Source organism: Bradyrhizobium sp. R2.2-H, assembly GCF_004346455.1.
In the GTDB taxonomy this organism is placed as follows: domain Bacteria; phylum Pseudomonadota; class Alphaproteobacteria; order Rhizobiales; family Xanthobacteraceae; genus Bradyrhizobium; species Bradyrhizobium diversitatis.
Window position 1 is genome coordinate 109682 of the sequence record NZ_SMBR01000005.1, and the last position, 21264, is coordinate 130945.

24 protein-coding genes are annotated in these 21264 nt (G+C 64.5%); 20 read left to right on the forward strand and 4 right to left on the reverse strand.

Annotation, left to right across the window (positions count from 1 at the left end):
• Positions 1-579 precede the first annotated feature (579 nt).
• From EDE08_RS14590 to EDE08_RS14605, 4 genes are all read right to left on the reverse strand, one after another.
• Positions 580-1215 (reverse strand): MarR family winged helix-turn-helix transcriptional regulator, encoded by a 636-nt coding sequence (locus tag EDE08_RS14590; RefSeq protein ID WP_131869526.1) that lies wholly within the window; start codon positions 1213-1215, stop codon positions 580-582.
• Positions 1216-2023: 808 nt separating this feature from the next.
• Positions 2024-3364, reverse strand: coding sequence for a flagellar protein export ATPase FliI (fliI, locus tag EDE08_RS14595; protein ID WP_131869527.1), 1341 nt, complete (start codon positions 3362-3364; stop codon positions 2024-2026).
• Positions 3365-3466: 102 nt separating this feature from the next.
• Entirely contained in the window at positions 3467-4195 is a 729-nt protein-coding gene (gene flgF, locus EDE08_RS14600; protein ID WP_131869528.1) for a flagellar basal-body rod protein FlgF, read from the reverse strand.
• A gap of 3 nt (positions 4196-4198) precedes the next feature.
• Positions 4199-4987 (reverse strand): DUF1217 domain-containing protein, encoded by a 789-nt coding sequence (locus EDE08_RS14605; RefSeq protein WP_131869529.1) that lies wholly within the window; start codon positions 4985-4987, stop codon positions 4199-4201.
• 142 nt (positions 4988-5129) lie between these two features.
• On the opposite strand from EDE08_RS14605, the gene motA reads away from it, so the two are divergent.
• From motA to EDE08_RS14705, 20 genes are all read left to right on the forward strand, one after another.
• The gene (gene motA, locus EDE08_RS14610) at positions 5130-6026 is read left to right on the forward strand and encodes a flagellar motor stator protein MotA (RefSeq protein ID WP_165935960.1); all 897 of its coding nucleotides are present in this window, start codon (positions 5130-5132) and stop codon (positions 6024-6026) included.
• Positions 6023-6964, forward strand: a complete 942-nt coding sequence (locus EDE08_RS14615) for a flagellar motor switch protein FliM (protein WP_131869530.1) — start codon at positions 6023-6025, stop codon at positions 6962-6964. The genes motA and EDE08_RS14615 overlap by 4 nt, the downstream gene beginning before the upstream one ends.
• Positions 6945-7259 (forward strand): hypothetical protein, encoded by a 315-nt coding sequence (locus EDE08_RS14620; RefSeq protein WP_035670167.1) that lies wholly within the window; start codon positions 6945-6947, stop codon positions 7257-7259. Before EDE08_RS14615 ends, EDE08_RS14620 begins: the two co-directional genes overlap by 20 nt.
• A 76-nt stretch (positions 7260-7335) precedes the next feature.
• Positions 7336-7710 carry a flagellar motor switch protein FliN gene (fliN, locus tag EDE08_RS14625; RefSeq protein ID WP_061877142.1) on the forward strand — a complete coding sequence of 125 codons (375 nt, stop codon included), beginning with the start codon at positions 7336-7338 and terminating at the stop codon, positions 7708-7710.
• A 2-nt stretch (positions 7711-7712) separates the two neighbouring features.
• Positions 7713-8753: a flagellar motor switch protein FliG gene (locus tag EDE08_RS14630; protein ID WP_035670173.1), complete on the forward strand. Its 1041-nt coding sequence runs from the start codon at positions 7713-7715 to the stop codon at positions 8751-8753.
• Between the two features lie 13 nt (positions 8754-8766).
• Complete coding sequence (gene flhB, locus EDE08_RS14635; protein WP_131869531.1) at positions 8767-9852, forward strand: flagellar biosynthesis protein FlhB; 1086 nt, start codon at positions 8767-8769, stop codon at positions 9850-9852.
• 66 nt (positions 9853-9918) lie between these two features.
• Positions 9919-10320, forward strand: a complete 402-nt coding sequence (gene flgB, locus EDE08_RS14640) for a flagellar basal body rod protein FlgB (RefSeq protein WP_061877140.1) — start codon at positions 9919-9921, stop codon at positions 10318-10320.
• Between the two features lie 11 nt (positions 10321-10331).
• The gene (flgC, locus tag EDE08_RS14645; protein ID WP_035670180.1) at positions 10332-10748 is read left to right on the forward strand and encodes a flagellar basal body rod protein FlgC; all 417 of its coding nucleotides are present in this window, start codon (positions 10332-10334) and stop codon (positions 10746-10748) included.
• Positions 10749-10750: 2 nt separating this feature from the next.
• The gene (gene fliE / locus EDE08_RS14650; RefSeq protein WP_131869532.1) at positions 10751-11080 is read left to right on the forward strand and encodes a flagellar hook-basal body complex protein FliE; all 330 of its coding nucleotides are present in this window, start codon (positions 10751-10753) and stop codon (positions 11078-11080) included.
• An 18-nt stretch (positions 11081-11098) separates the two neighbouring features.
• Positions 11099-11887 (forward strand): flagellar basal-body rod protein FlgG, encoded by a 789-nt coding sequence (gene flgG / locus EDE08_RS14655; protein WP_035670189.1) that lies wholly within the window; start codon positions 11099-11101, stop codon positions 11885-11887.
• A 13-nt stretch (positions 11888-11900) separates the two neighbouring features.
• Complete coding sequence (gene flgA / locus EDE08_RS14660) at positions 11901-12377, forward strand: flagellar basal body P-ring formation chaperone FlgA (RefSeq protein ID WP_165935959.1); 477 nt, start codon at positions 11901-11903, stop codon at positions 12375-12377.
• Positions 12374-13504: a flagellar basal body P-ring protein FlgI gene (flgI, locus tag EDE08_RS14665; protein WP_131869534.1), complete on the forward strand. Its 1131-nt coding sequence runs from the start codon at positions 12374-12376 to the stop codon at positions 13502-13504. The genes flgA and flgI overlap by 4 nt, the downstream gene beginning before the upstream one ends.
• Positions 13505-13571: 67 nt before the next feature.
• Positions 13572-14342 (forward strand): MotE family protein, encoded by a 771-nt coding sequence (locus tag EDE08_RS14670; protein WP_165935958.1) that lies wholly within the window; start codon positions 13572-13574, stop codon positions 14340-14342.
• A complete protein-coding gene (gene flgH / locus EDE08_RS14675) occupies positions 14343-15050 on the forward strand; it encodes a flagellar basal body L-ring protein FlgH (protein WP_131869536.1) in 708 nt (235 codons plus the stop codon).
• A 42-nt stretch (positions 15051-15092) separates the two neighbouring features.
• Complete coding sequence (locus EDE08_RS14680; protein WP_131869537.1) at positions 15093-15536, forward strand: flagellar basal body-associated FliL family protein; 444 nt, start codon at positions 15093-15095, stop codon at positions 15534-15536.
• Positions 15533-16273, forward strand: coding sequence for a flagellar type III secretion system pore protein FliP (gene fliP, locus EDE08_RS14685; protein ID WP_035670203.1), 741 nt, complete (start codon positions 15533-15535; stop codon positions 16271-16273). Before EDE08_RS14680 ends, fliP begins: the two co-directional genes overlap by 4 nt.
• A gap of 265 nt (positions 16274-16538) precedes the next feature.
• Positions 16539-17447, forward strand: coding sequence for a flagellin N-terminal helical domain-containing protein (locus EDE08_RS14690; protein WP_061877134.1), 909 nt, complete (start codon positions 16539-16541; stop codon positions 17445-17447).
• Positions 17448-17724: 277 nt separating this feature from the next.
• On the forward strand, positions 17725-18639 hold the full coding sequence (locus tag EDE08_RS14695) for a flagellin N-terminal helical domain-containing protein (RefSeq protein WP_061877133.1): 915 nt from the start codon (positions 17725-17727) through the stop codon (positions 18637-18639).
• A 305-nt stretch (positions 18640-18944) separates the two neighbouring features.
• Positions 18945-20570, forward strand: coding sequence for a flagellar basal-body MS-ring/collar protein FliF (gene fliF, locus EDE08_RS14700; RefSeq protein ID WP_165935957.1), 1626 nt, complete (start codon positions 18945-18947; stop codon positions 20568-20570).
• Positions 20567-21259, forward strand: coding sequence for a hypothetical protein (locus EDE08_RS14705; RefSeq protein ID WP_131869539.1), 693 nt, complete (start codon positions 20567-20569; stop codon positions 21257-21259). Before fliF ends, EDE08_RS14705 begins: the two co-directional genes overlap by 4 nt.
• Positions 21260-21264 lie beyond the last annotated feature (5 nt).

Sequence of the window (21264 nt, forward strand, 5' to 3'; positions counted from 1 at the left end):
CGTCGTTGCTACGGTCAAGCTCTTGCGGATGCGGCAGTCGCGTCAACCGGCGCGGAGGTCGGTGAATTTCGCGAGTGTGAGGGAGGCCAGAACGAACTCGGCTCCCGGGAGAGCGCGGCATAAGCCGTCCGACCATCGCGCAGGGAAGGCCGTGTGTTGGGCTTCACCTGTATGCTGCTGTGCGGTTTTCTGCGTGTGCTCTATGCGCAGCAGACCGCGGGTGCCGGCCGGCACCCGGCCTTCCCTGTGCCCTCTTGCTCAAGAGGGTGAGCGACGAAGCAAAGCTCGGGCGAATTCGGCTGCGAGAACGCGAAGGCATGTCTGCAAGTTGAAATGCGGTGTTGGGACTGCGATGGCGCCTGTGCTCCGCAATTGCGAGTTGGAACCAGGCTTGAGGAGCAGACGCGCGCTGGATGAAACTTTGGAATCCCTCCAGAGACACACACCGGATCTGCTTCGCTGCGCTCGCAATGCCGACGTGCTCCCGGGAGGGACACGTGCGCGTCTCGAAGAGATTCTTCCGCTGCGATCTTCTGCAAGTCTTGGTCGTCATCCCAGACTGCGGTCGGGTCGTCCGCATCACCCTCGGCTCGCCGCGCGCGCGGGGTCGAGATGCTGCTCGATCTTGGGGCGGTCGCGCGTACGCTCGAAACTGGTGCAGAGCAGCTCGGTCTCCTCGAGCGAGACCGGCGCACGATAGAGCCGGCACATGAATTCAACGGTTGCACGTCCCTTGCCGGTGCCCGGACCGCGCTCTGCGAGAAACATGCAGTCCCGGCAGATACTGGCATTGAGCCGCTGATGGGCTGCATCGAGGTGATTGAGGACCTCGCGGAGAGAGTCGCGCAACCTGATGCACTCGTCGGTCCCGAGCGAAGTGACCGCGTTCACCACGTGATTGATCGGGTCGTGCTGGCTCAGGCATTTCTCGCCCTGGGCGGTGACGTGCAGGACGACAGAACGCTTGTCCTCATGCGACGGCTTTCGCACCAGAAAAGACTTGCCCTCCAGAGTCTTCACGATCTGCGATGCAGTCGCTCGGGTGGCGCCGATGAAGCCGGCCAGCGCGGACGGGGTGCGCGAAAATCTGTTGGCGCGGCCGAGAAAGCGCAGCGCCATCCACTCCCGATCGCGCAATCCATGCTGATCGCCTTCGAAATACCAAGCCCTCGCCGCCTGAACCAGCAGCTCGACGGCTTCTCGCGCCAACGGCATGGAATCTACCTCGTCCCCGGAACTTTGTCTGCGGCGCCCCGGGGGCGCTCTGCGCCATGAGTGTGCGACGAGCCTGTCGTGCCGAACTCTCGTTCAAAGGCACGGACCGCAACGCGCCGCACCTTGGCCGTTGCGGAACGCATCGTCCGGAACGAGAGGCTGCGTCGATGGCATGCCAGCAGCGTCGTCGTCGCGCGGGAGCCCGGATTGCCGTCACCGGCAGACGGTGGATCGGAGTGGTTCAACCGAAGCCCCCAAAGTTCAAGTCACAGGCAGACGTTTCTTATACTCGAGCGAAACGATGAATGAGCTTCTCAACAAAATCAAGTCAAGACGCTCGCTGAGACTGGATGTCGTCGTAAGCGGCCGTAACGTTCAAGACAATCGCGCTCTTCGGGACACATGATGGTGAACGCAATGCGCTACCCGACGGCAACATGCGCTCGACTTTGCGAACGGCTGATTGCAGGGCATGTTGTTGTCTGTCGTCGACGCAAATTGACCGAAGCTTGTGCACGTCGATGATGTGTGTCGGCACGTCATCCACAACTTGTGCGTTTCGGTGGAGAATCGCTCAAGGGAACTCGCAGGAATTGCACGTGGCGGTTGTCGTCGCCGTGCTCGCGGAATCGTCGCGCTTGATCGCTTGCACCCCAGCGGCGCGCGGTGCTCACCCGAACGGTGACGGGCTCATGACGGAAATCGGTGATGGATCTGGGAACGCATGCGCGGGAAGCGCAACGCCATGCGCAATCTCCTGTCGAAAACCACGAGCGTGACTGGCGGCAGGCGCCTGTCATACGCCGCCTCACCCTTCCGTTCGCTGGTCACCCTTGAGCATGTCCCGGAGCTCGCGGAACGGATCGGCGCTCGGCGGAGCCGAAGCGCCTTGCCGCATCGCGTTGTAGATTCTCGGAACCATGTCGACCGCCTGATCGAGACCCGAATCACGTCCCGACTGATATCCGCCCATCAAGCGAAGATCGCGCGTGTCCTCGTATTGCGCGATCATGGCGCGCAGCTTGCTCACCAATTCGCGCTCTTCGGGATCCCAGACGTTATGGGCGAGGCGTGAGACCGACGCCAGAACATCGACGGCCGGATAGCGCGCCTGGTCGGCGATGTGCCTGGAGAGCACGATGTGCCCATCGAGCGTGCTGCGGATGGTGTCGGCGATCGGCTCGTTGTGATCGTCGCCGTCGACCAGCACGGAGAAAATCCCGGTAATCGTGCCGGATCCCTCCTCGCCTGGACCGGCGCGCTCCAAGAGACGCGGCAGATCGGTGAAGACCGTCGGCGCGTAGCCGCGCGCGACCGCGGGCTCCCCGGCGGCGAGCGCGACCTCGCGGGCGGCATGGGCGAAACGCGTGATCGAATCGACCATGAGCAGGACCGATTCGCCCCGGTCACGGAAATATTCGGCGACCGCCATGGCCGTCTTCGGCGCCAGCCGCCGCATCATCGGGCTTTCGTCGCCCGTCGACACGATGGTGACGGCGCGGTGACGATCGGAGCCCAGCACGTCCTCGATGAACTCGCGCACCTCGCGGCCGCGCTCGCCAACCAGGGCCAGCACGACGGTGTCGAAGCCCTGGCTGCGGGCGAGCATCGCAAGCAGCGTCGATTTGCCGACGCCGGAGCCGGCGAAGATGCCGACGCGCTGGCCGGCGCAGATCGGCGAAAACAGGTCGATGACGCGTACGCCGGTGCGCAGCGGCTTGTGCACGCGAGCGCGCTTCATGGCCGACGGCGCCTCCGCTTCCGCCGAGACCGCCTGGGGTCCCTGGATGAGTGGGCCCTGTCCGTCCAGAGGTGCGCCGAGGGCGTTGATGACGCGGCCCTTCCAGCTCGGATCAGGCGCGAAGGACAGAGGCGGCATCCGGTAGGCGACCGAGCCGAGTCCGCCGGCAAATTGCCGGTCGAACGGCTTGGCAACGATGCCGTCGCTGTCGATCCGCACCACCTCGCCGATCTGGCGCTTTCCGGCCGAATTGACGCCGATGAGCTCGCCGAGCCTGACGAAGCGCGACAGGCCGGAGACGCGGAAATGCGTCGGTGCGATCTCGGAGATCGTGCCGCTGACGCTTGCCAGGGGAGTGCTCTGCTGAAGCTCCAGCAGCGCCCACTCGAGTTGCCGAAGAGCGTTCAAGGAAACCGTCCAACCTCAATCCTGAAGCATGATCCGGAAAGGTGTGCAGCGGTTTTCCGAAAAGATCATGCTTAAATAACAACCTAAAGCGCGAGGCGCAGTCTACTTGCCGGGTTCGCCGAGTGTCCGGATCGCGTTCTGGAGCGAGCTCTCGGTGCCCTCGATCATCGAATTGGTGCCGTCGAAGGCACGCGAGGCCGAGATCAGCCGCGTCAATTCGAGCATCGGATTGGCGCCGGAGCCCTCGACATAACCCTGCTTGAAGCCGTCCCGGGAGAAATCGGCGATGGCGGTGGCAGGGCGGTCGGGCGTCACGCCGGAATTGCCGTAGCGTTCGAGATTGGCGTCGGGCGGAATGTTGAACAGGCCGATGGTGCCGATCTCGTTGTTGTCCTGGGTGATCGCGCCGCTGCGCGCGATCGAGATCGGTCCGCCGTTGGGGTCGAGCGTGATCTGCGCGCCGCCGGAATCGACGACGGGGAAGCCGCTCACGGTCTGAAGGTCGCCGTTGGGAGCGATCTGGAGGCGGCCGTCGCGCGTGTAGACCGTGCCGTTCGGGCCGGCGAAGGCGATCCAGCCCTGTCCGACCACGGCGACGTCGAGCGGGTTGCCGCTCTCGGTGATGCTGCCCATCTCGCGGGAGATGATGTTGTCGCCGGGCGAGGAGAACGCCACCGGCGTCGGGCCCGCCTTGGAGAGCACGGTCTCGAACTTCACCACGTCGGTGCGGAACGCCGCCGTGTTGACGTTGGCGACGTTGTTGGCGATCGTCTGGAGGCGCTTTTCGAGGGCGACCTGCGCCGACAATCCCACATAGAGGGCCGATTGCATGGCTTACCTGTTGAATTTGATGTTCTGAAGTGTCGTGAGCATGTTGGTATCCATGCTGATCGACGTCGTGGCACCGGCGATCAGGACCAGCGCGGGGTTGGTCGAGATGTCGTTCTGCGCCTGGGTCGCGTCCCACATCGCCGCAAAGCGCTGCACGAATTTGGTGACCTTGGCCGGATCCTGGAAGTCGGCGAGATCGATCTTGCTCGCGATCAGCTTGGCCTGCGCGTCGATGTCGGCCGAGCTGATCGTCGACGGCAGGCCGAGCGCAGTCTGAACCACCTGCGTCAACGCCTTGTCGGCGAGGATCTGGTAGGGGGTCGTGATCGTGGAAGCCTTGCGGGTGAAATACAGCGCCAGGCGCAGGCCTTCGTTCTGATCGCCGGCCTTCTCCTCCATCGTCTGCGTGACGTATTGGGTCGCGGTGCCGGTCGTGGCTGCCGTGGTCTGCGTTGCCTTGTCGCCGAGGGCAGCGAAATTGAACGCGGTCGCGAATTGCCGGTAGCGGGTGTCGGTCAGCTTGTTGGCGAAGGCGTCCTTGCTCGCAACGCCTTCGGTCAGCACCTTGCGCATGAACGCCTTGGCGTAGGTCATGTCGCTCAGGCCGTAGGCCTTCATCGCGTAGGAATAGAGGCGATAGTCCTTCAGGAAATCGTCGATGGTCTTCACGTTGCCGATATGGCTGAGGAAATAGTCGGTCTCGCGGCTGACGTCAGGCTGCTGTGCGACCTGCGTCAGCGACTTGCCCATGTCCTTGGTCAGTCGGGTGTAGTCCGCGATGGTGGATAGCATGACGCGCGCCCCTCTGGCCGCTGTTGCGGCTTCGCCTCAAACTGCCGCGAATTGCTTGCGCGAGGCTGGCGACGAAGAAGCCAGCCTCGCGCAAGCGTGGCCGACTAGATGTTCCCGATGGGATCGGCGATGGAGCGGCGCGTTGGGCAGTTTCGTGGGGATTTTCATCACGGTAGCGGCACTGCTCGGCGGCTTTGCAGCCATGGGCGGGCATCTGGCCGTGCTCATGCAGCCGTGGGAATTCGTGATCATCATGGGCACCGCGGTCGGCACCTTCATCGTGGCCAATCCCTGGAAGACGGTCGTGGACACCGGCGTTGCCTGCATGCAGGCCATTACCGGCGCGGTGCCGGGGCAGCGTTATTATCTCGACCTGCTCGGGGCCCTGCATGCCCTGATGCGCGAGCTGCGGGGGAAGGGCCGCAACGAGGTCGAGGCGCATATCGACGATCCCTCGTCCTCCGAGATCTTCAAGGCGTTTCCGAGCGTGCTCGGCGACCCTTCGCTGCTCCAGTTCATCTGCGACTATGTCCGCCTCATCATCATGGGCAACGCGCGCACCCACGAGATCGAGGCGCTGATGGACGAGGAGATCCATACCATCGTGAAAGGCAAGCTGGCGCCCTATCATGCGCTGGTGACGGTGTCCGAAGCGCTGCCGGCGCTCGGCATCGTCGCCGCCGTGCTCGGCGTCATCAAAGCGATGGGCGCGCTCGATCAGTCGCCGAAGCTGCTCGGCGGCTTCATCGGCGCCGCCCTGGTCGGCACCTTCGCCGGCATCTTCCTGTCCTACGGCGTGCTTTCGCCCTTCGCTATCAAGATCAAGATGACTCGCGAGAAGAAGTGCCGGCCCTACATCATCGTCAAACAGACGCTGCTGGCATTCATGAACGGCGCCATGCCGCAAATCGCGGTCGAGCACGGCCGCAAGATGATCGCGAGCAGCGAGCGTCCCTCGATCGACGTCGTCGAGAATGAGACGATCGCAGGTCCCAAACCCGTCGCGGTCGAGGCCGAACCCAAGGCCGCACGCGCATGATGATGGAAGACGCCGAAGTGGATCAGCGGAAGCAGCTGCCGAACTACCTGCTGGACGCCGCCGGCATATCGATCGATCGTATGCCGATGCTCAATGTGATCTTCGATCGCATGGCGGCATCGTGCACCGACAGTCTCCAGCCGATGGCTGGAACACCCTGCTATTTCTCGGTCAACGGCATCACCAACGACCGCGTCGGCGACATCATCAAGGACTACGAGGCCAACGCGGTCGCGGCGGTCCTCTATGCCGAGCAGTGGGATTCCCGCATCATCATCATGCTCGACCGTGACTTCGTGTTCACCATGGTCGAGGCGATGTTCGGCTCCGACGGCGCCGAGCCGCCGCTTGACGTCGAGCGCTCTTTCTCCAACATCGAGCTTCGCCTTGTGCAGGCACTGTTCGAACGGTTCGCCAAGGCGCTGCAATCCGCCTTCGCCGGCACTTCGAACGTCACCTTTCGCGTGGAGCGGGTCGAGACGGCGATGGCTTCGCTGGCGATCGGGCGAAGCGGCAATATGTCGATCTGCGCGAACATCATGCTGCAGGCGCTCTACCGCGGCGGCCAGATGTTCCTCATCATCCCGCACTCCGCGCTCAATCCGCTTCGCCAGAAGCTCGCTCACGTGGTCGTCAGCGACGGTCGCGCCGCCGACCCACGCTGGCGCGAGCAGATGGAAAGCGAGGTGCATCGGACCGAGGTGACGCTCAGCGCGGTGCTCGACGAGAAGACGGTGTCTCTCGGCGACGTCGTGAAGTTCGAGGTCGGGCAGGTGCTCGAGCTCGAGGCCACGCCGCGCACGCTGGCCCGTCTCGAAAGCAACAATCAGGTGCTGTTCTGGTGTCAGATCGGCCAGCTTGACGGCTATTACGCCATGCAGGTGGCAGATCCGGTCGACCAGAAACGGGAGTTCGTCGATGATATCCTATCTCGTTGATGCCGTGCTGCTGATCGCGCTCGCCTTCACCAGCATGCGGGTGACCAGGATGCACCGCGAGTTGGCGCGGCTGCGCAGCTATCAGGGCGAGTTCTCGACCATCGTGCACGAGACGGCGGGCGCCTTCGACACGGTCATCACGGCGGCGCACGATTCCACCGCAAATCTCGGACGGCTCGCCAACGTGCTGAGCACGAAGATCGATCAGGCCCACGAGGCGATCGCGGCGCTCGATGCCAGAAGCGGCCTCGCACCCGCCGCGACCGCAGGCGGCGCCGACTTGAACAAGCATTGAAGCCGAAGTCGGCAGGACGACTACGATCGGAACGCCACGGCGCTCCGGCAGCGGACATACCAAGAGGCGATACCAGATGGCGCAATCCTTCGACTATGAATCTGCACCCGCATCGGCAGAGGCCGAAACGTCTCCCCTCGAGCGGCTGGCGGAGATCGCCCAGCGCACGGCCGAGGAGACCGGCAAGTTCGCCAATATTGACGCCATCCTGCGGATCCCCGTCACCATGCAAGTGGTGCTCGGCTCGGCGACCATTCCGGTGGCGAACCTGATGAAGCTCGGCCGCGGCGCGGTGGTTCCGCTCGATCACCGGGTCGGAGAGCCCGTCGACGTCGTCGTCAACGGCCGCATCGTCGCCCGCGGCGAGGTGGTCGTCGTCGAAGAGGACAATTCCCGCTTCGGCGTCTCGCTCACGGAGATTGTTGGTCCGCTGGGCCAGGGTGATACCTGATCATGGCGGCACCGGTCGGCATCGCGCCAGCCAAGCAGCGAGGTGTTACCACGCTGGGCGGCACGGAAAAGGTTGCTGCGCTCCTGCTGGCGATGGGCCGGCAGGCGGCGGCGAGCGTGCTGCAGCAGTTCGAGCCGCAGGAGATCCGCATCGTCACCAAGGCTGCGGCGGAGCTGCGGCCGATCACCGCGCAGGAGCTCGAGGGAATCGTCGAGGAGTTCGCCCAGCAGTTCTCGATGGGCGCCAACATCCTGGGCACCCTTGGCGGCCTGGAAGCCGTGCTCGGCGACGTGCTTCCGGCCGACCAGGTCTCGCAGATCATGTCGGATCTGCTCGGCAATTCGAGTCGGTCGGTATGGGACCGGGTCTCGTCGGTGTCTGAAAACTCGCTCGCGAGCTATCTGTCCAAGGAGCATCCGCAGACGGCGGCGCTGATCCTGTCCAAGGTCAAGCCGGCCTGCGCCGCCAAGGTGATGAGCCAGCTGCCCTCGAGCCTGCGCAACGAACTGATGCGGCGCGTTCTGAGCCTCAAGCCGATCGTCGACGACGCCATGCGCATCATCGAGAAGACGCTGCACGAGGACCTGACGCTGAACTTCGCCCGCAACCTCGGTGCCGACACCTACGCCCGCGTCGCCGACATCATCAACAAGATGGAGCGCGGTCATATCGAGGACATGCTGAAGAGCCTGTCGGAGAAGCGGCCGAAGTCGGCCGAAGTGCTGAAGGAACTGCTGTTCACCTTCGACGACGTGGTCAATTTGACGCCGAAGGCGCGCACCATGATCTTCGACCAGGTGCCGACCGATCGCATCGTCGTCGCGCTGAAGGGCACCGACAAGCATTTCCGCGAGCTGATCCTGTCCTCGGTCGCCTCGCGCGTCCGCCGCGTCGTCGAGCACGAGCTCGCCATCGGAGAGCCGTCGAACCAGCGCGATGTGCTGGAGGCGCGACGCGTGATCACCGATCTTGCGCTCGAGCTGGCGGAGAAGGGCGAAATCGAGCTCAACCCCGAGCAGGAGGATGAGCTGGTCTTCCGCTGACCGCTGAACGGGCATGGCAGAAACATCCGATCCGGAGAGCAAGACAGAAGAGCCGACCGAGAAGAAAGTCCGTGATGCGCTCGAGCAGGGCAAGATTCCGGTCTCTCGGGAGGCCTCCATATTCGCCTCGATGGCCGCGCTGATGGTGATCCAGGCCTTCCTGATCGGCCAGGGCGTGCAGCAATTGACGCCGACGCTGAAGAGCCTCCTCGACGATCCCGAGGGCTTCCCGCTCAGCACGGGCGCAGACGCACAGAACCTGCTCACCGTGGTCGGACTCCAGGCGCTCAGGTTCCTGGTGCCGCTGGTCGTCATCCTGGTGGTGTTCGGGCTCGCCGCCTCGCTGCTGCAGAACGCCCCGCGCGTGGTGCTCGAGCGCATCAAGCCGGACTTGAACCGGATCTCCCCGATCAGCGGCTGGAGCCGGTTGTTCGGGACGCAGGGCCTGATCGAGTTCGCCAAGTCGCTGTTCAAGCTTGGCGCGGTCAGCGCCGTCGTCGCCTTCGTGCTGCGCTCGTCCGAAGCGAGGGCGTTCGAGGCGATGTACACCGATCCGGTCGCGCTGCCGGAGATGATCCTCAACATCGCGATGCGGATCGTCTCGGCGATCTGCATCGCGACCATCGTCCTGGTGGCGATCGATCTCGCCTGGGCGCGCTTTCACTGGCGGCGCGAGCTGCGCATGACGAAGCAGGAGATCAAGGACGAGCACAAGCAGGCGGAAGGCGATCCGCTGATCAAGGCGCGGCTGCGCTCGCTGGCGCGCGACCGTTCGCGCCAGCGGATGATCGCCTCGGCCTCGCGCGCGACGCTGGTGATCGCGAACCCGACGCACTTCGCGATCGCGCTGCGCTACAAGCGCGAGGAAAGCGCCGCCCCGCTCGTCGTGGCCAAGGGCATGGACGTGATCGCGCTGAAGATCCGCGAGGTCGCCGAGCAGAACCGAATCCCCGTTATCGAGAACAAGGCGCTGGCGCGCGCGCTCTACGAGGCGGTCCAGGTCGATCAGGTGATTCCGGCCGAATTCTTCCGACCCGTCGCCGAGATCATCTACTTCCTCCAATCCAAGCAGACGCCGCGGCCGGAGAAGGTCCAGTAGAATTTTCTGAGGATGGCGCCCGCCTCATCAGCCTGACGAAAGCTTGACGCCCTAAGCTTCCCTCGAATGGACCAGAATGGGGCTGTCGTGGGACCGCTTTATCTCTTCGAACTCGCATCGTCGCAGGCGCGGTACCTCGAACTCCGCCAGTCGACCATCGCCACGAACGTCGCCAACGCCAACACGCCGGGCTTTCGGGCGCGCGACGTGGAGCCGTTCAACAAGGTGCTCGACGGCATGCCGGTCAGGCTTGCGACGACGTCGCCGTCGCACATGCAATTGTCCGCGACCGAGACCGATACGCGGGCGACCGCGAAGAAGGACAGCTGGGAGGTGGTTCACTCCGGCAACTCCGTCAGTCTCGAGCAGGAAATGATCAAGGGCAGCGACGTCAATCGCGACTATTCGATGAACTCGGCGATCGTGCGGTCGTTCCACCGCATGGTTCTGTCGAGCGCAAAAGCCTGAGGTGAACTGACATGCTGGACTCACTGCAAGCTTCGTTGACGGTCGCGAGCTCCGGGCTCGAAGCGCAGTCGACGCGCATGCGCATCGTCTCGGAGAATCTCGCGAACGCCACCTCGACCGGGCGCATTGCCGGCGCCGATCCGTATCAGCGCAAGACCATCACCTTCGATGCCGCGATGGACCGAGCCTCGGGCGCGCAGCTCGCGAAGGTCAAGGAGATCGGGGTCGACACCACGCCGTATCGCGTGGAGTACGATCCGGGACATCCCGCTGCCGACAAGGCCGGCTACGTCAAGCTGCCGAATGTCAACATGATGATCGAAATGGCCGACATGCGGGAAGTCAACCGGTCCTATGAAGCCAATCTTCAGGTCGTGAAGCAGGTGAGATCCATGCTCGGCATGACCATCGATCTTCTGAGGAGCTGACAATGCTTGAGGCGATTTCATCCACGGCGATATCCGCTGGCCAGGCGGCGACCCGCGCGACCGAGACGCAGGCCGTCTCGCCCGCGGCGTCCACGGCGATCCAGACCGGTGACGACGTCGGCTTCGAATCCGTGATGAAGCAGGTGACGACCGACGCGATCGGGACGCTGAAGGCGGGCGAGGCGGCGTCGATCTCGGCGATGCAGGGCAAGGAATCGACGCGTCGCGTCGTGGAGGCGTTGATGTCGGCCGAGCAGGCCCTGCAGACGGCGGTCGCGGTTCGCGACAAGGTCGTGCAGGCCTACCAAGAAGTCGTTCGGATGTCGATCTGACCTGAAGGAATGAAATAAGTGAAATCGCTCGCCATTGCGGCCACGGGCATGAACGCCCAGCAGACCAACATCGAAGTCATCGCGAACAACATCGCGAACATCAACTCGACCTCGTACAAGCGGGCGCGCGCGGAGTTCACCGACCTGTTCTACCAGATGGACCGCATGCAGGGCGTCGCGAACGTCAACGGCTCCTCGCCGATCCCGGAAGGCGCCAATCTCGGCCTCGGCGTCAAGTCGGCGGCGATCCGCAAGCTGCACATCCAGGGCGCGCTGACCCAGACCGGCAACCCCTACGACCTCGCGATCAACGGTCGCGGCTGGTTTCAGGTGCTCGGCCCCAACAACGAGGTGCAATACACCCGCGCGGGCTCGTTCAATACCAATGCCAATGCTCAGCTCGTCACGATCGACGGCTATCTCCTGGATCCCGCGATCACCGTGCCGCAGGGGACGGTCGAGGTCACGGTCAACGCCACCGGCCAGGTGTTTGCCAAGCTGGATACGGAAGTGAACCCGCGGCAGATCGGTCAGCTCAACCTCGCCAACTTCGCCAATGAAGCGGGCCTGGAGCCGCTGGGCGGAAATCTCTATCGCGAAACCACGGCGTCCGGCACGCCGGTCGTCGGGCTGCCCGGCGATGCCGGCTACGGCAAGATCAACCAGAAATGGCTCGAAGCCTCCAACGTCGATCCGGTCAAGGAAATCACCGAATTGATCTCGGCGCAGCGCGCTTACGAAATGAACGCCAAGGTCATCCAGGCCTCGGATGAAATGGCCCAGACGGTCTCGAAGGGCATGCGCTAGTTCCGGTGTCTCGATGTTGAACAGGGTGGGCCTGATCATACGCGGGTTGGCCGCCGTGCTGCTGGTTCTCGTCGCGGCGCGCGGCGCTGCGGCCGAGGAGAAGCGGCTTCCCGTGCCGGCCGTCTCGATCCGCGCCGGCGAGCTGATCCGGGAGGAGATGATCACCGAACGCGCCTTCGCGCCGAGCCTGCTCGGCGTCGCCATGTTCATCGAGGGCCGTCAGGTCCTGGTCGGCCGCATGGCGCGGCGCGCTCTGTTTCCGGGCCAGCCCATTCCGACCAATGCGGTGGAAGACCCCTGGACCGTCGCCCGCGGCGCCACGGTCAAGGTTGTGGTCGAAGACAGCGGCCTGTCCATCGTCACCTACGGTTCGGCGATGCAGTCGGGCGCGGCCGGCGCGCTCATCCCGGTACGCAATACGGATACCGGGGTGATCATCAGGGGCGTCGTCCAGCCGGACGGCACCGTCAAGGTCGTGGACGGGTCATGACAAGACTCCTGCTTGCGCTGGTCCTGCTCATGTCGGTCGCCGGCGCCCAGGCCGCCGTCCGCGTCAAGGACATCGCGGACATCAAGGGCTTGCGCGAGAACCAGATCGTCGGTTACGGTCTCGTCATCGGCCTGAACGGCACCGGCGACACGCTTCGCAACGCGCCGTTCACGGAACAGTCCCTGCAATCGATGCTCGAGAACATGGGCATCAACGTCAGGAACGAGACCACCAGCACCAACAACCCGCCGCGTCCGACGACGCTGCGCACGCGCAACGTCGCGGCGGTGATGGTGACCGCGGACCTGCCGCCATCGATCGGGCCCGGCGAGCGCATGGACGTCACCGTCTCGTCGCTCGGCGATGCGACGTCGCTGCTCGGCGGCACGCTGGTCATGACGTCGCTGCGCGCCGCGGACGGCGCCGTCTACGCGGTGGCGCAGGGCGCGATCACGGTGGCCGGCTACAGCGTCGGAGGCCAGGCGCAGAATGTCAGCCAGGGTACGCCGACGGCCGGGCGCATCCCGAACGGTGCGCTGGTCGAGCGCGAGGTGCAGGGAAGTCTCCGCGAGATGGAGTTCCTGGTGCTGGAGCTGAAGAACCCCGACTTCGTCACCGCGACGCGCATCCTCGACGCCATCAACCGATACGCCGGTGGACGCTACCGCGCGCAGATCGCCTTCGAGCGCGACTTCCGCACCATCGTGCTGTCGAAGCCGCGCCACATCGGTCCTGTCCGTTTCCTGGCCGAGATCGGCGAACTGACGGTCGAGCCGGATACGCCGGCGCGGGTCGTGATCAACGAGCGCACCGGCACGGTCGTGATCGGGCGCGACGTGCGGATATCGACCGTTGCCGTGACCCACGGCAATCTGACGGTTCGTGTCACGGAGATGCCGGTCGTGTCGCAGCCGGCGCCGTTCTCGCGAGGGCAGACGGTGGTCGTCCCGCAGACGGTGGTCGAGGCCAACGAGGCGGGAGCGCAGGTGGCGATCCTGAGCGGGGTCGATCTCCAGCGCCTGGTGCGCGGGCTGAACCAGATCGGCCTGAAGCCATCGGGGATCATCGCGATCCTCCAGGCGATCAAGACGGCAGGTGCGCTCCAGGCCGACGTCATCGTGCAATGATGCATAAGCGTCGTGCAAGCTTGGTCGCTCAATGCTCAAGTCTCGACCGAGAATCGCACGCGGCCCGATGCTGAAGCTGGATCACAAAGCCAAACTCCTCCTGCTGGCCGCGGCCTCAATGCTCGCGAGCGCATCGCCCGTGCTGGCGCTGGACGAGGCCAGGCCGTCGAAGCCGCTCAACCTGCTCTCCTTCGCGCGCGCCCGCGCGGCGGGACCGCAGAAGCCGCAGGTGCCGGCCGCCCCGAATTCCGGCGAGAGTGCCTCGATCCGGGCGACGGCATGGGCGGCCGAAGAGTCGGGACCCGCGGTCACCGGGGCGATGCCGGCTTCCGAGACCCCGACGCCCGCGCCTGCGCCCGCACCGGTCCGTCCGGCCAGGCCCGGCAGCGTCACGGCGCCGCCGAAGCCTGCGCCGCCGCAGGCTGCGCCGGCCCCGGACAACGAAATCGCCCTGTTCTGCAGCAACGTCGCCGATCCCGCCGTCGACGCAAGGCTGGCCTGGCAGCTCAAGGAGCTGGAGAAGGCCGAGAGCCAGCTGCGCGAGCGCATTGCCGAAGTCGAGGCCAAGCGCGCCGAATACGAGAAGTGGATGGCGCTGCGCGACGACTTCCTGAAGAAGGCCGAAGCGAGCATGGTCGAGATCTATTCGCGCATGAAGCCCGAGGCCGCGGCGACCCAGATCGCCGGCATGAGCGACGAGACCGCCGCCGCGGTGCTCGCCAAGCTCAGCCCGAGGAGCTCGAGCGCGATCTTCAACGAGATGGACACGGCGCGCGCGGCCCACCTCGCCGACCTGCTCGGCGGCATGCGTCGCGTGGATGACGGAAAGACCAAATAGATGAACAAGCCGATCCTCATCCCCTCGCTCCTGCTGGCGTCCGTGGTCCTGGCCGGATGCTACCATGACCCGGCCGAGGTCCTGATCGGCCCGCAAATGTCGCCCGTCGGCAGCGGCCTGAGGATGCAGGCCGATCCGATCCCGGTGACGCCGCGCATGCGCACGCCGGTCAGCTTTCGCTCGACCTGGGACGACGGCACCGATCTCTACCGCGATCCCCGCGCCCGGCGCACCGGTGACGTCGTGACGGTGATCATCTCGATGCAGGACAAGGCCAAGCTCGACAACAAGACCGGCCGTTCCCGCGATTCCCAGGTCAAGTTCGGGCTCGACTGGTTGATGGACGTCGCAGGCTGGAGCGACACTGGCCAGGCCAACGCCAACCTCAGCACCAATACCCAGATCAAGGGCAACGGCCAGATCGATCGCACCGAGGACATCAAGCTGTCGATCGCGGCCATCGTCACCGACGTGCTGCCGAACGGCAACATGATGATCAGCGGCTCGCAGGAATTTCGCGTCAACACGGAGATGCGCGTGCTCAACGTCGGCGGCATCGTACGTCCGCGCGACATCTCGCGAACCAACACGATCTCCTACGACAAGATCGCCGAGGCGCGCGTGTCCTATGGCGGGCGCGGAAATCTATCGGACGTGCAGCAGCCTGGATGGGGACACCGGATCTATGATGCCGTGGCACCATTCTGAGTCCCGCGCCGGTCGGGTCGCGTCGTGATCGCGGGGGACGCCATGCGCCTGATTGCCGCCATCGTCGTGCTGACCCTGATCGCGGTCGGCGCGGGCGCCGTTGCCGGCCTGCATCTGATCGCGACCGCCGAGCGCGTTGCCGATGCGAAGAAGAGCGACACGCCGCCGCCGATCGTCTCGAGCTACGCCGGCAGCGCGCGGCTCAGGAAACTGTCTCCGATCGTGACCAATCTCGCCGCGCCGGCCAACAACTGGGCGCGCATCGAAGCCTCCATGGTGACCGACAGCATGAGCGACGAGGATGCCGGCATTCTGGCCGCCCACATCAGCGAGGACATCGTGGCCTACCTGCGGTCGGCGACGGTCGCGCAATTCGAGGGATCGCGCGGGCTCCAGCATCTGCGTGAAGACCTGACCGAGCGCGCCAACATCCGCTCGTCGGGCAAGGTCCGCGAATTGATCATCGAGACGCTGGTGATCCAGTGAGAGTGAAAGTCCTGCTGCTCGCATTGGTCCTGGTCGTGCTGCCCGAAGTGGCGCTGGCCCAGATTCCGGACCTGAATTCCCTGTTGCCGCCGGGAAACGGCTCGACCAGCGGCCGCATCATCCAGCTGATGGCGCTGATCACGGTGCTGTCGGTGGCGCCGGGGCTGCTCATCATGGTGACGAGCTTCACGCGATTTGCGGTGGCGTTGTCGTTCCTGCGCGCCGGTCTCGGCCTCCAGACCACACCTGCCAACCTCGTGCTGATCAGTCTCGCGTTGTTCATGACCTTCTACGTCATGGCACCGACCTTCGACAGGGCCTGGGAGACCGGCGTCCAGCCGCTGATGAAGAACGAGATCTCCGAAGAGCAAGCCTATCTGAAGATCACCGATCCGTTCCGCGAGTTCATGCTGGCTCATGTCCGCGACAAGGATCTCCAGACCTTCGAAGCGCTCGCCGCGGAAAGCTTCCGCAAGAAGTTCGACGACAAGCGCGTCGATCTGCGTGTCATCATTCCGGCCTTCATGATCTCCGAGCTCAGGCGCTCGTTCGAGATCGGATTCCTCATCATCCTGCCATTCCTGGTGATCGATATGATCGTGGCGACGCTGACCATGTCGATGGGCATGATGATGATGCCGCCGACGATCCTCGCGCTGCCGTTCAAGATGCTGTTCTTCGTGCTGATCGACGGCTGGAACCTGCTGGCCTCCGGACTGGTACGCTCGTTCTCGTAAGAGCCGAGATCGCTGACCGGCTGGATATGGTTAAGCGATAGGCGCGGGATATGGTTAGCGTTGAGTAATGTTAACCATATGATTTTACAGCGAAATTCTATCCGATCTTAATCCGGAGGCAAGATTCGGCGTGCTAGCAATGCGGCACGGCGGGTTGGACCCCACCCACATCAGTCCAAAGGCATGATGCCGTCCCTCCGTACCGGTGAAAGCCCGGTATGTCCCCTCGTGAAAATGTATCGCGTACAAAAAAGGGACATTCGCAATGTCAAGCCTGCTTACGAACTCGACTGCCATGACCGCACTCCAGACCTTGCGGTCTGTGAGTTCGCAACTCTCCACCACGCAGAACCGGATCTCCACCGGCCAGCGCGTGGCCACCGCTTCGGACAACGCCGCCTATTGGTCGATCGCGACGTCGATGCGCGCCGACAACGCCGCGCTCTCCGCCGTTTCCGACTCGCTCGGCCTGTCGGCCGCGACCGTGGACACCGAATATACCGCTCTGACCTCGGTGATCGGCGACAAGGACTCGGGCCTGACCAAGCTCCAGGCGCTGCTGGTCCAGTCCAAGACCGCAGGTATCGACCGCACCAAGATCCAGGCGGACATCACCCAGATCCAGCAGGACATGAAGCTGAAGGCCAACTCGGCGACCTTCAACGGCATCAACTGGCTGAGCACCACGACTGGTACCACACCGACGAGCTTCAGCCTGGTGTCGTCCTACTCGCGCGTTGGCGGCACGCCCACCATCGGCTCGATCACGGTGACGACGGCCGACTATACGCTCTACTCGACCACGCAGACCGGCATTCTGGACACCGTGGCCGGCAGTGCGTCGGTCGACACCATCAACATCTCCGCGCTGACCGACTCGGCCGCCGACCAGACCACGCTCGATGGCTACATCGCGCAGGTCACGACCGCGATCAACTCGGTGGCCTCGGCCGCTGCCAATCTCGGTGCCGTCAAGAACCGTATCTCGACCAACACAAACTTCGTGAAGTCGCTGATGGACTCGGTTGACCGCGGTGTCGGCCAGCTCGTCGACGCCGACATGAACGCGGAATCGACCCGCCTGGCCGCCCTGCAGGTCCAGCAGCAGCTCGGCGTGCAGGCGCTCTCGATCGCCAACAACAGCAGCCAGAGCATCCTGTCGCTGTTCCGCTAAGACGGAAGTCATCCAAGGAGGGCCGCGCTTCTCGCGAAGCGCGGCCCTTTCGTTGGGGCGTGACGCCACGCGCACGGCGTCATTTCCGCTCCCTGTTGCCGCTGGAGCACAGCGCCACAAGCCTCGCACAAGCTTCGCTCGCTAACCTCGCCGCTACGACAGATTGGGCCTTGAACCCGCGATTGCGGGAAGCCCAAAGGCATGACGCCGCCCTGTCGTACCGGTGCAAGCCCGGTATGTCCCCCAAGCTCGATTCAATCTTCAAAGGGACATCAAAATGGGTTCTAGTCTCCTCACCAACTCCTCCGCCATGACCGCGCTCCAGACCCTGCGGTCTGTCAGCGCGCAACTCGCCACCACCCAGAACCGGATCTCCACCGGCCAGCGCGTGGCCACCGCTTCGGACAACGCCGCCTACTGGTCGATCGCGACGTCGATGCGCTCCGACAACGCCGCGCTCTCCGCCGTCTCCGACTCGCTCGGCCTGTCGGCCGCGACCGTGGACACCGAATATACCGCTCTGACCTCGGTGATCGGTGACAAGGAATCCGGCCTGACCAAGCTGCAGGCGCTGCTGGTCGAAGCCAAGACCGCGGGTATCGACCGCACCAAGATCCAGGCCGACATCACCCAGATCCAGCAGGATATGAAGCTCAAGGCCAATTCGGCCACCTTCAACGGCATCAACTGGCTGAGCACGACGACCGGTACCACTCCGACGAGCTTCAATCTCGTATCGTCGTATTCGCGTGTCGGCGGCACGCCCACCATCGGCTCCATCACGGTGACGACGGCCAACTACACGCTCTACTCGACCACGCAGACCGGCATTCTGGACACCGTGGCCGGCAGTGCGTCGGTCGACACGATCAACATCTCCGCGCTGACCGACTCGGCCGCCGACCAGACCACGCTCGATACCTATATCGCGCAGGTCACCGCGGCGATCAACTCGGTGAGCTCGGCCGCTGCCGATCTCGGCGCGGTCAAGAACCGCATCTCGACCAACTCGGAGTTCGTCAAGACCCTGATGGACTCCGTTGACCGCGGTGTCGGCCAGCTCGTCGACGCCGACATGAACGCGGAATCGACCCGTCTCCAGGCTCTGCAGACCCAGCAGCAGCTCGGCGTTCAGGCGCTCTCGATCGCCAACCAGAACAGCCAGAGCATCCTGTCGCTGTTCCGCGGCTAAGCGGCGCTCTCGAAAACGACCGTGCTCCCTCAGGGAGCACGGTCCCCGCCATGATCGGCGGATGCGACGGCACACGACACGCCGGTATCGACCTTCCGACGCCAGACTTCACGCAATACGCCGCAGCCGATAGCGCTGCCATGCGCCCGAGCGCCGGCTTGCGGCCGCCGAACGGATTGCGTCGTGCCGGTTTCCTGCAAAATTGCAACGCCTCGCCAGCGAACTGACACATTCGTGGCATCGCGCAACCTTCAGACAAGGTTGGCAGCTGAGTGTCCTGTACGTTCGCATTGGTACGAGGTCATATGCTCAGTCGTGCGCAGGTACAGCAACTGCTCAACAATCTGCTGGAGCTTGGGCCGCGACGCCTGATGGCCTTGGGACTGATCGGCTTTGCCGTTCTCGTCACCGTCGTCGGCGGTACCTATTATCTCAGCCGCCCCGAGTTCGAAACGCTCTATACCGGCCTCAGCCGCGAAGACGTGACGCGCATAGGCGCGGCGCTGCGCGAGCAGAACATCACCTTCGACGTCAATTCCGCCGGCGATGCGGTCTCGGTGCGCCCGAGCCAGACCATGCAGGCGCGGATGCTGCTTGCCGAGAAGGGGCTGCCGACCAGTGCCAACTCCGGTTACGAGCTATTCGACAAGATCGGCTCGCTCGGCCTGACGTCGTTCATGCAGGAAGTCACCAAGCTCCGTGCACTGGAGGGCGAGATTGCGCGCACGGTGCAACTGATGAAGGGCGTGAAGGCGGCGCGGGTGCATATCGTGCTGCCGGTCCGCGGCTCGTTCCGCGCGACGCAGCAGCCGCCATCGGCCTCGGTCGTGCTGCGCACCGACGGCGCGATCGAGGCGCGCACGGCGCAGTCGATCCGTCATCTCGTCGCCGCCGCCATCCCCGGCATGAGCCGCGACAAGGTGACGGTGCTGGACGCCGACGGATCGATGCTGCTCGCCGAAGAGGACGAGGCGAGCGCCGCGCCGACCAAGATGGCCAGCCTTCAGAAGACGGTCGGCGGCATGGTGCAGGAGAATATCCGCAAGGCCCTGACGCCGTATCTCGGCCTCGACAATTTCGAGGTAAGCGTTGCACCGCAGCTCTCCACCGACAAGCGGCAGATCAACGAGACGGTCTATGATCCCGAGAGCCGCGCCGAACGTTCGGTCCGGAACGTACGCGAGAAGGAATCGTCGCAGAATGCCGACCGCTCGACGCCGACCACGGTGCAGCAGAATCTTCCCGACCAGCAGGTGAATGCCGGCGGCGGCAAGAACTCCAGCGAGGACAAGAGCCGCCGCGAGGACGTCACCAATTTCGAGGTCTCGTCCAAGACCACGACGACCGTAAGCGACGGCTATTCGGTCAAGAAGCTCTTCATCGCCGTCCTGGTCAACCGTGCGCGGCTGGTCGCCGATCTCGGCGACAAGAGCAATCAGGCCATCGTCGACAGCAAGCTTGCAGAGATCAGTCAGCTCGCGGCGACGGCGGGCGGACTGGACAAGACGCGCGGCGACCAGATTCAGGTGACGGCTGTCGACTTCATCGAGGGCTCGCGTGAGCTGGCGCCGGTGCCCCCGATCAGCTTCGTCGAGATGATCAACAAGCAGCTCGGCAGCGTCATCAATGCAGTGACGATCCTGGCGGTTGCTGCGATGCTGGTCTGGTTCGGGCTCCGGCCCGCGGTCAACGGCATTCTGACCCATCGCGCGGAGCAGGAGCAGGCCGAGGCGGCTGAGGCCGCCCAAATCGAGGCTGCGGCGGCCCTTGCGTTGCCCGACAGCGAGGAGGCCGAGCTCAACCTCGTCGAAGACCTCGAAGGCAAGATGCAGCGAACGCCGCAGAAGCGGTTGGAGCAGATCGTCCGGCTCGATCAGATGCAGGCGGCTGCGATCCTTAAAGACTGGATGCGACGTGAGGAGGCGGCATGAACGCGGCAATCGGAAAACTCCTGACGCAGTTCGACGCGAATGGCCGGGTCAAGTCGTCGCCGCCTCCGTCGCCGAAAATCCAGGACGTGCTGACGAGGGCGAAGGAAGCCCGGCGCGAACCTCAACCGCAGCCCCAGACCCAGCCGCAACCGCAGCTACAGGCGCCGCCTCCGGCGCCCGCGACGGAAGCTCCGCCCGCCAACCTCCTGGACGATGCCTATCGGCGCGGCCACGCCGCCGGCGTCGCGGAGGGCGAGGCCAAGTTGGCGGAGGAGCGCGTCCGCAGTGCGATCCGGCTCGGAGAGGAGCGGGCCAAATGGTCCGACCAGCAGGCGGTCGCGATCGTCGGCGGCTTCGAGGCGGCCTGCCGGGAGATCGAGAGCAACATCGCAAGCTCCGTTGCGCGGATATTGCTGCCGTTCCTCACCGAGGCGGTGCGCGACAAGGCAATCGGGTCGCTGGTCGAGCAGATTGCGGTGCTGACCGGCGGTTCACCGGTGCCGGTCTTCAAGGTCACGGGCCCGAGCGAGCTGCTCGACCTCGTGAAGACGCAGCTCGAGGCTTCCCGGCGAACCGGCATCGCGTACGAGGCCGCCGACACCTTCGAGGTCCGCGTCGTGGCCGACCAGACCGTGATCGAGACACAGATCTCCGCCTGGAGTGAACGCCTCAAGGAAGCGCGCCGGTAGTCCGC

Coding starts and splice junctions, on each gene's coding strand:
- EDE08_RS14590 (WP_131869526.1), bottom strand. CDS start 1,215: ATGCCGTTGGCGCGAGAAGCCGTCGAGCTGCTGGTTCAGGCGGCGAGG.
- flgF (WP_131869528.1), bottom strand. CDS start 4,195: ATGCAATCGGCCCTCTATGTGGGATTGTCGGCGCAGGTCGCCCTCGAA.
- EDE08_RS14605 (WP_131869529.1), bottom strand. CDS start 4,987: ATGCTATCCACCATCGCGGACTACACCCGACTGACCAAGGACATGGGC.
- EDE08_RS14615 (WP_131869530.1), top strand. CDS start 6,023: ATGATGATGGAAGACGCCGAAGTGGATCAGCGGAAGCAGCTGCCGAAC.
- EDE08_RS14620 (WP_035670167.1), top strand. CDS start 6,945: ATGATATCCTATCTCGTTGATGCCGTGCTGCTGATCGCGCTCGCCTTC.
- fliN (WP_061877142.1), top strand. CDS start 7,336: ATGGCGCAATCCTTCGACTATGAATCTGCACCCGCATCGGCAGAGGCC.
- EDE08_RS14630 (WP_035670173.1), top strand. CDS start 7,713: ATGGCGGCACCGGTCGGCATCGCGCCAGCCAAGCAGCGAGGTGTTACC.
- flhB (WP_131869531.1), top strand. CDS start 8,767: ATGGCAGAAACATCCGATCCGGAGAGCAAGACAGAAGAGCCGACCGAG.
- flgB (WP_061877140.1), top strand. CDS start 9,919: ATGGACCAGAATGGGGCTGTCGTGGGACCGCTTTATCTCTTCGAACTC.
- flgC (WP_035670180.1), top strand. CDS start 10,332: ATGCTGGACTCACTGCAAGCTTCGTTGACGGTCGCGAGCTCCGGGCTC.
- fliE (WP_131869532.1), top strand. CDS start 10,751: ATGCTTGAGGCGATTTCATCCACGGCGATATCCGCTGGCCAGGCGGCG.
- flgA (WP_165935959.1), top strand. CDS start 11,901: ATGTTGAACAGGGTGGGCCTGATCATACGCGGGTTGGCCGCCGTGCTG.
- flgI (WP_131869534.1), top strand. CDS start 12,374: ATGACAAGACTCCTGCTTGCGCTGGTCCTGCTCATGTCGGTCGCCGGC.
- EDE08_RS14670 (WP_165935958.1), top strand. CDS start 13,572: ATGCTGAAGCTGGATCACAAAGCCAAACTCCTCCTGCTGGCCGCGGCC.
- flgH (WP_131869536.1), top strand. CDS start 14,343: ATGAACAAGCCGATCCTCATCCCCTCGCTCCTGCTGGCGTCCGTGGTC.
- EDE08_RS14680 (WP_131869537.1), top strand. CDS start 15,093: ATGCGCCTGATTGCCGCCATCGTCGTGCTGACCCTGATCGCGGTCGGC.
- EDE08_RS14690 (WP_061877134.1), top strand. CDS start 16,539: ATGTCAAGCCTGCTTACGAACTCGACTGCCATGACCGCACTCCAGACC.
- EDE08_RS14695 (WP_061877133.1), top strand. CDS start 17,725: ATGGGTTCTAGTCTCCTCACCAACTCCTCCGCCATGACCGCGCTCCAG.
- fliF (WP_165935957.1), top strand. CDS start 18,945: ATGCTCAGTCGTGCGCAGGTACAGCAACTGCTCAACAATCTGCTGGAG.
- EDE08_RS14705 (WP_131869539.1), top strand. CDS start 20,567: ATGAACGCGGCAATCGGAAAACTCCTGACGCAGTTCGACGCGAATGGC.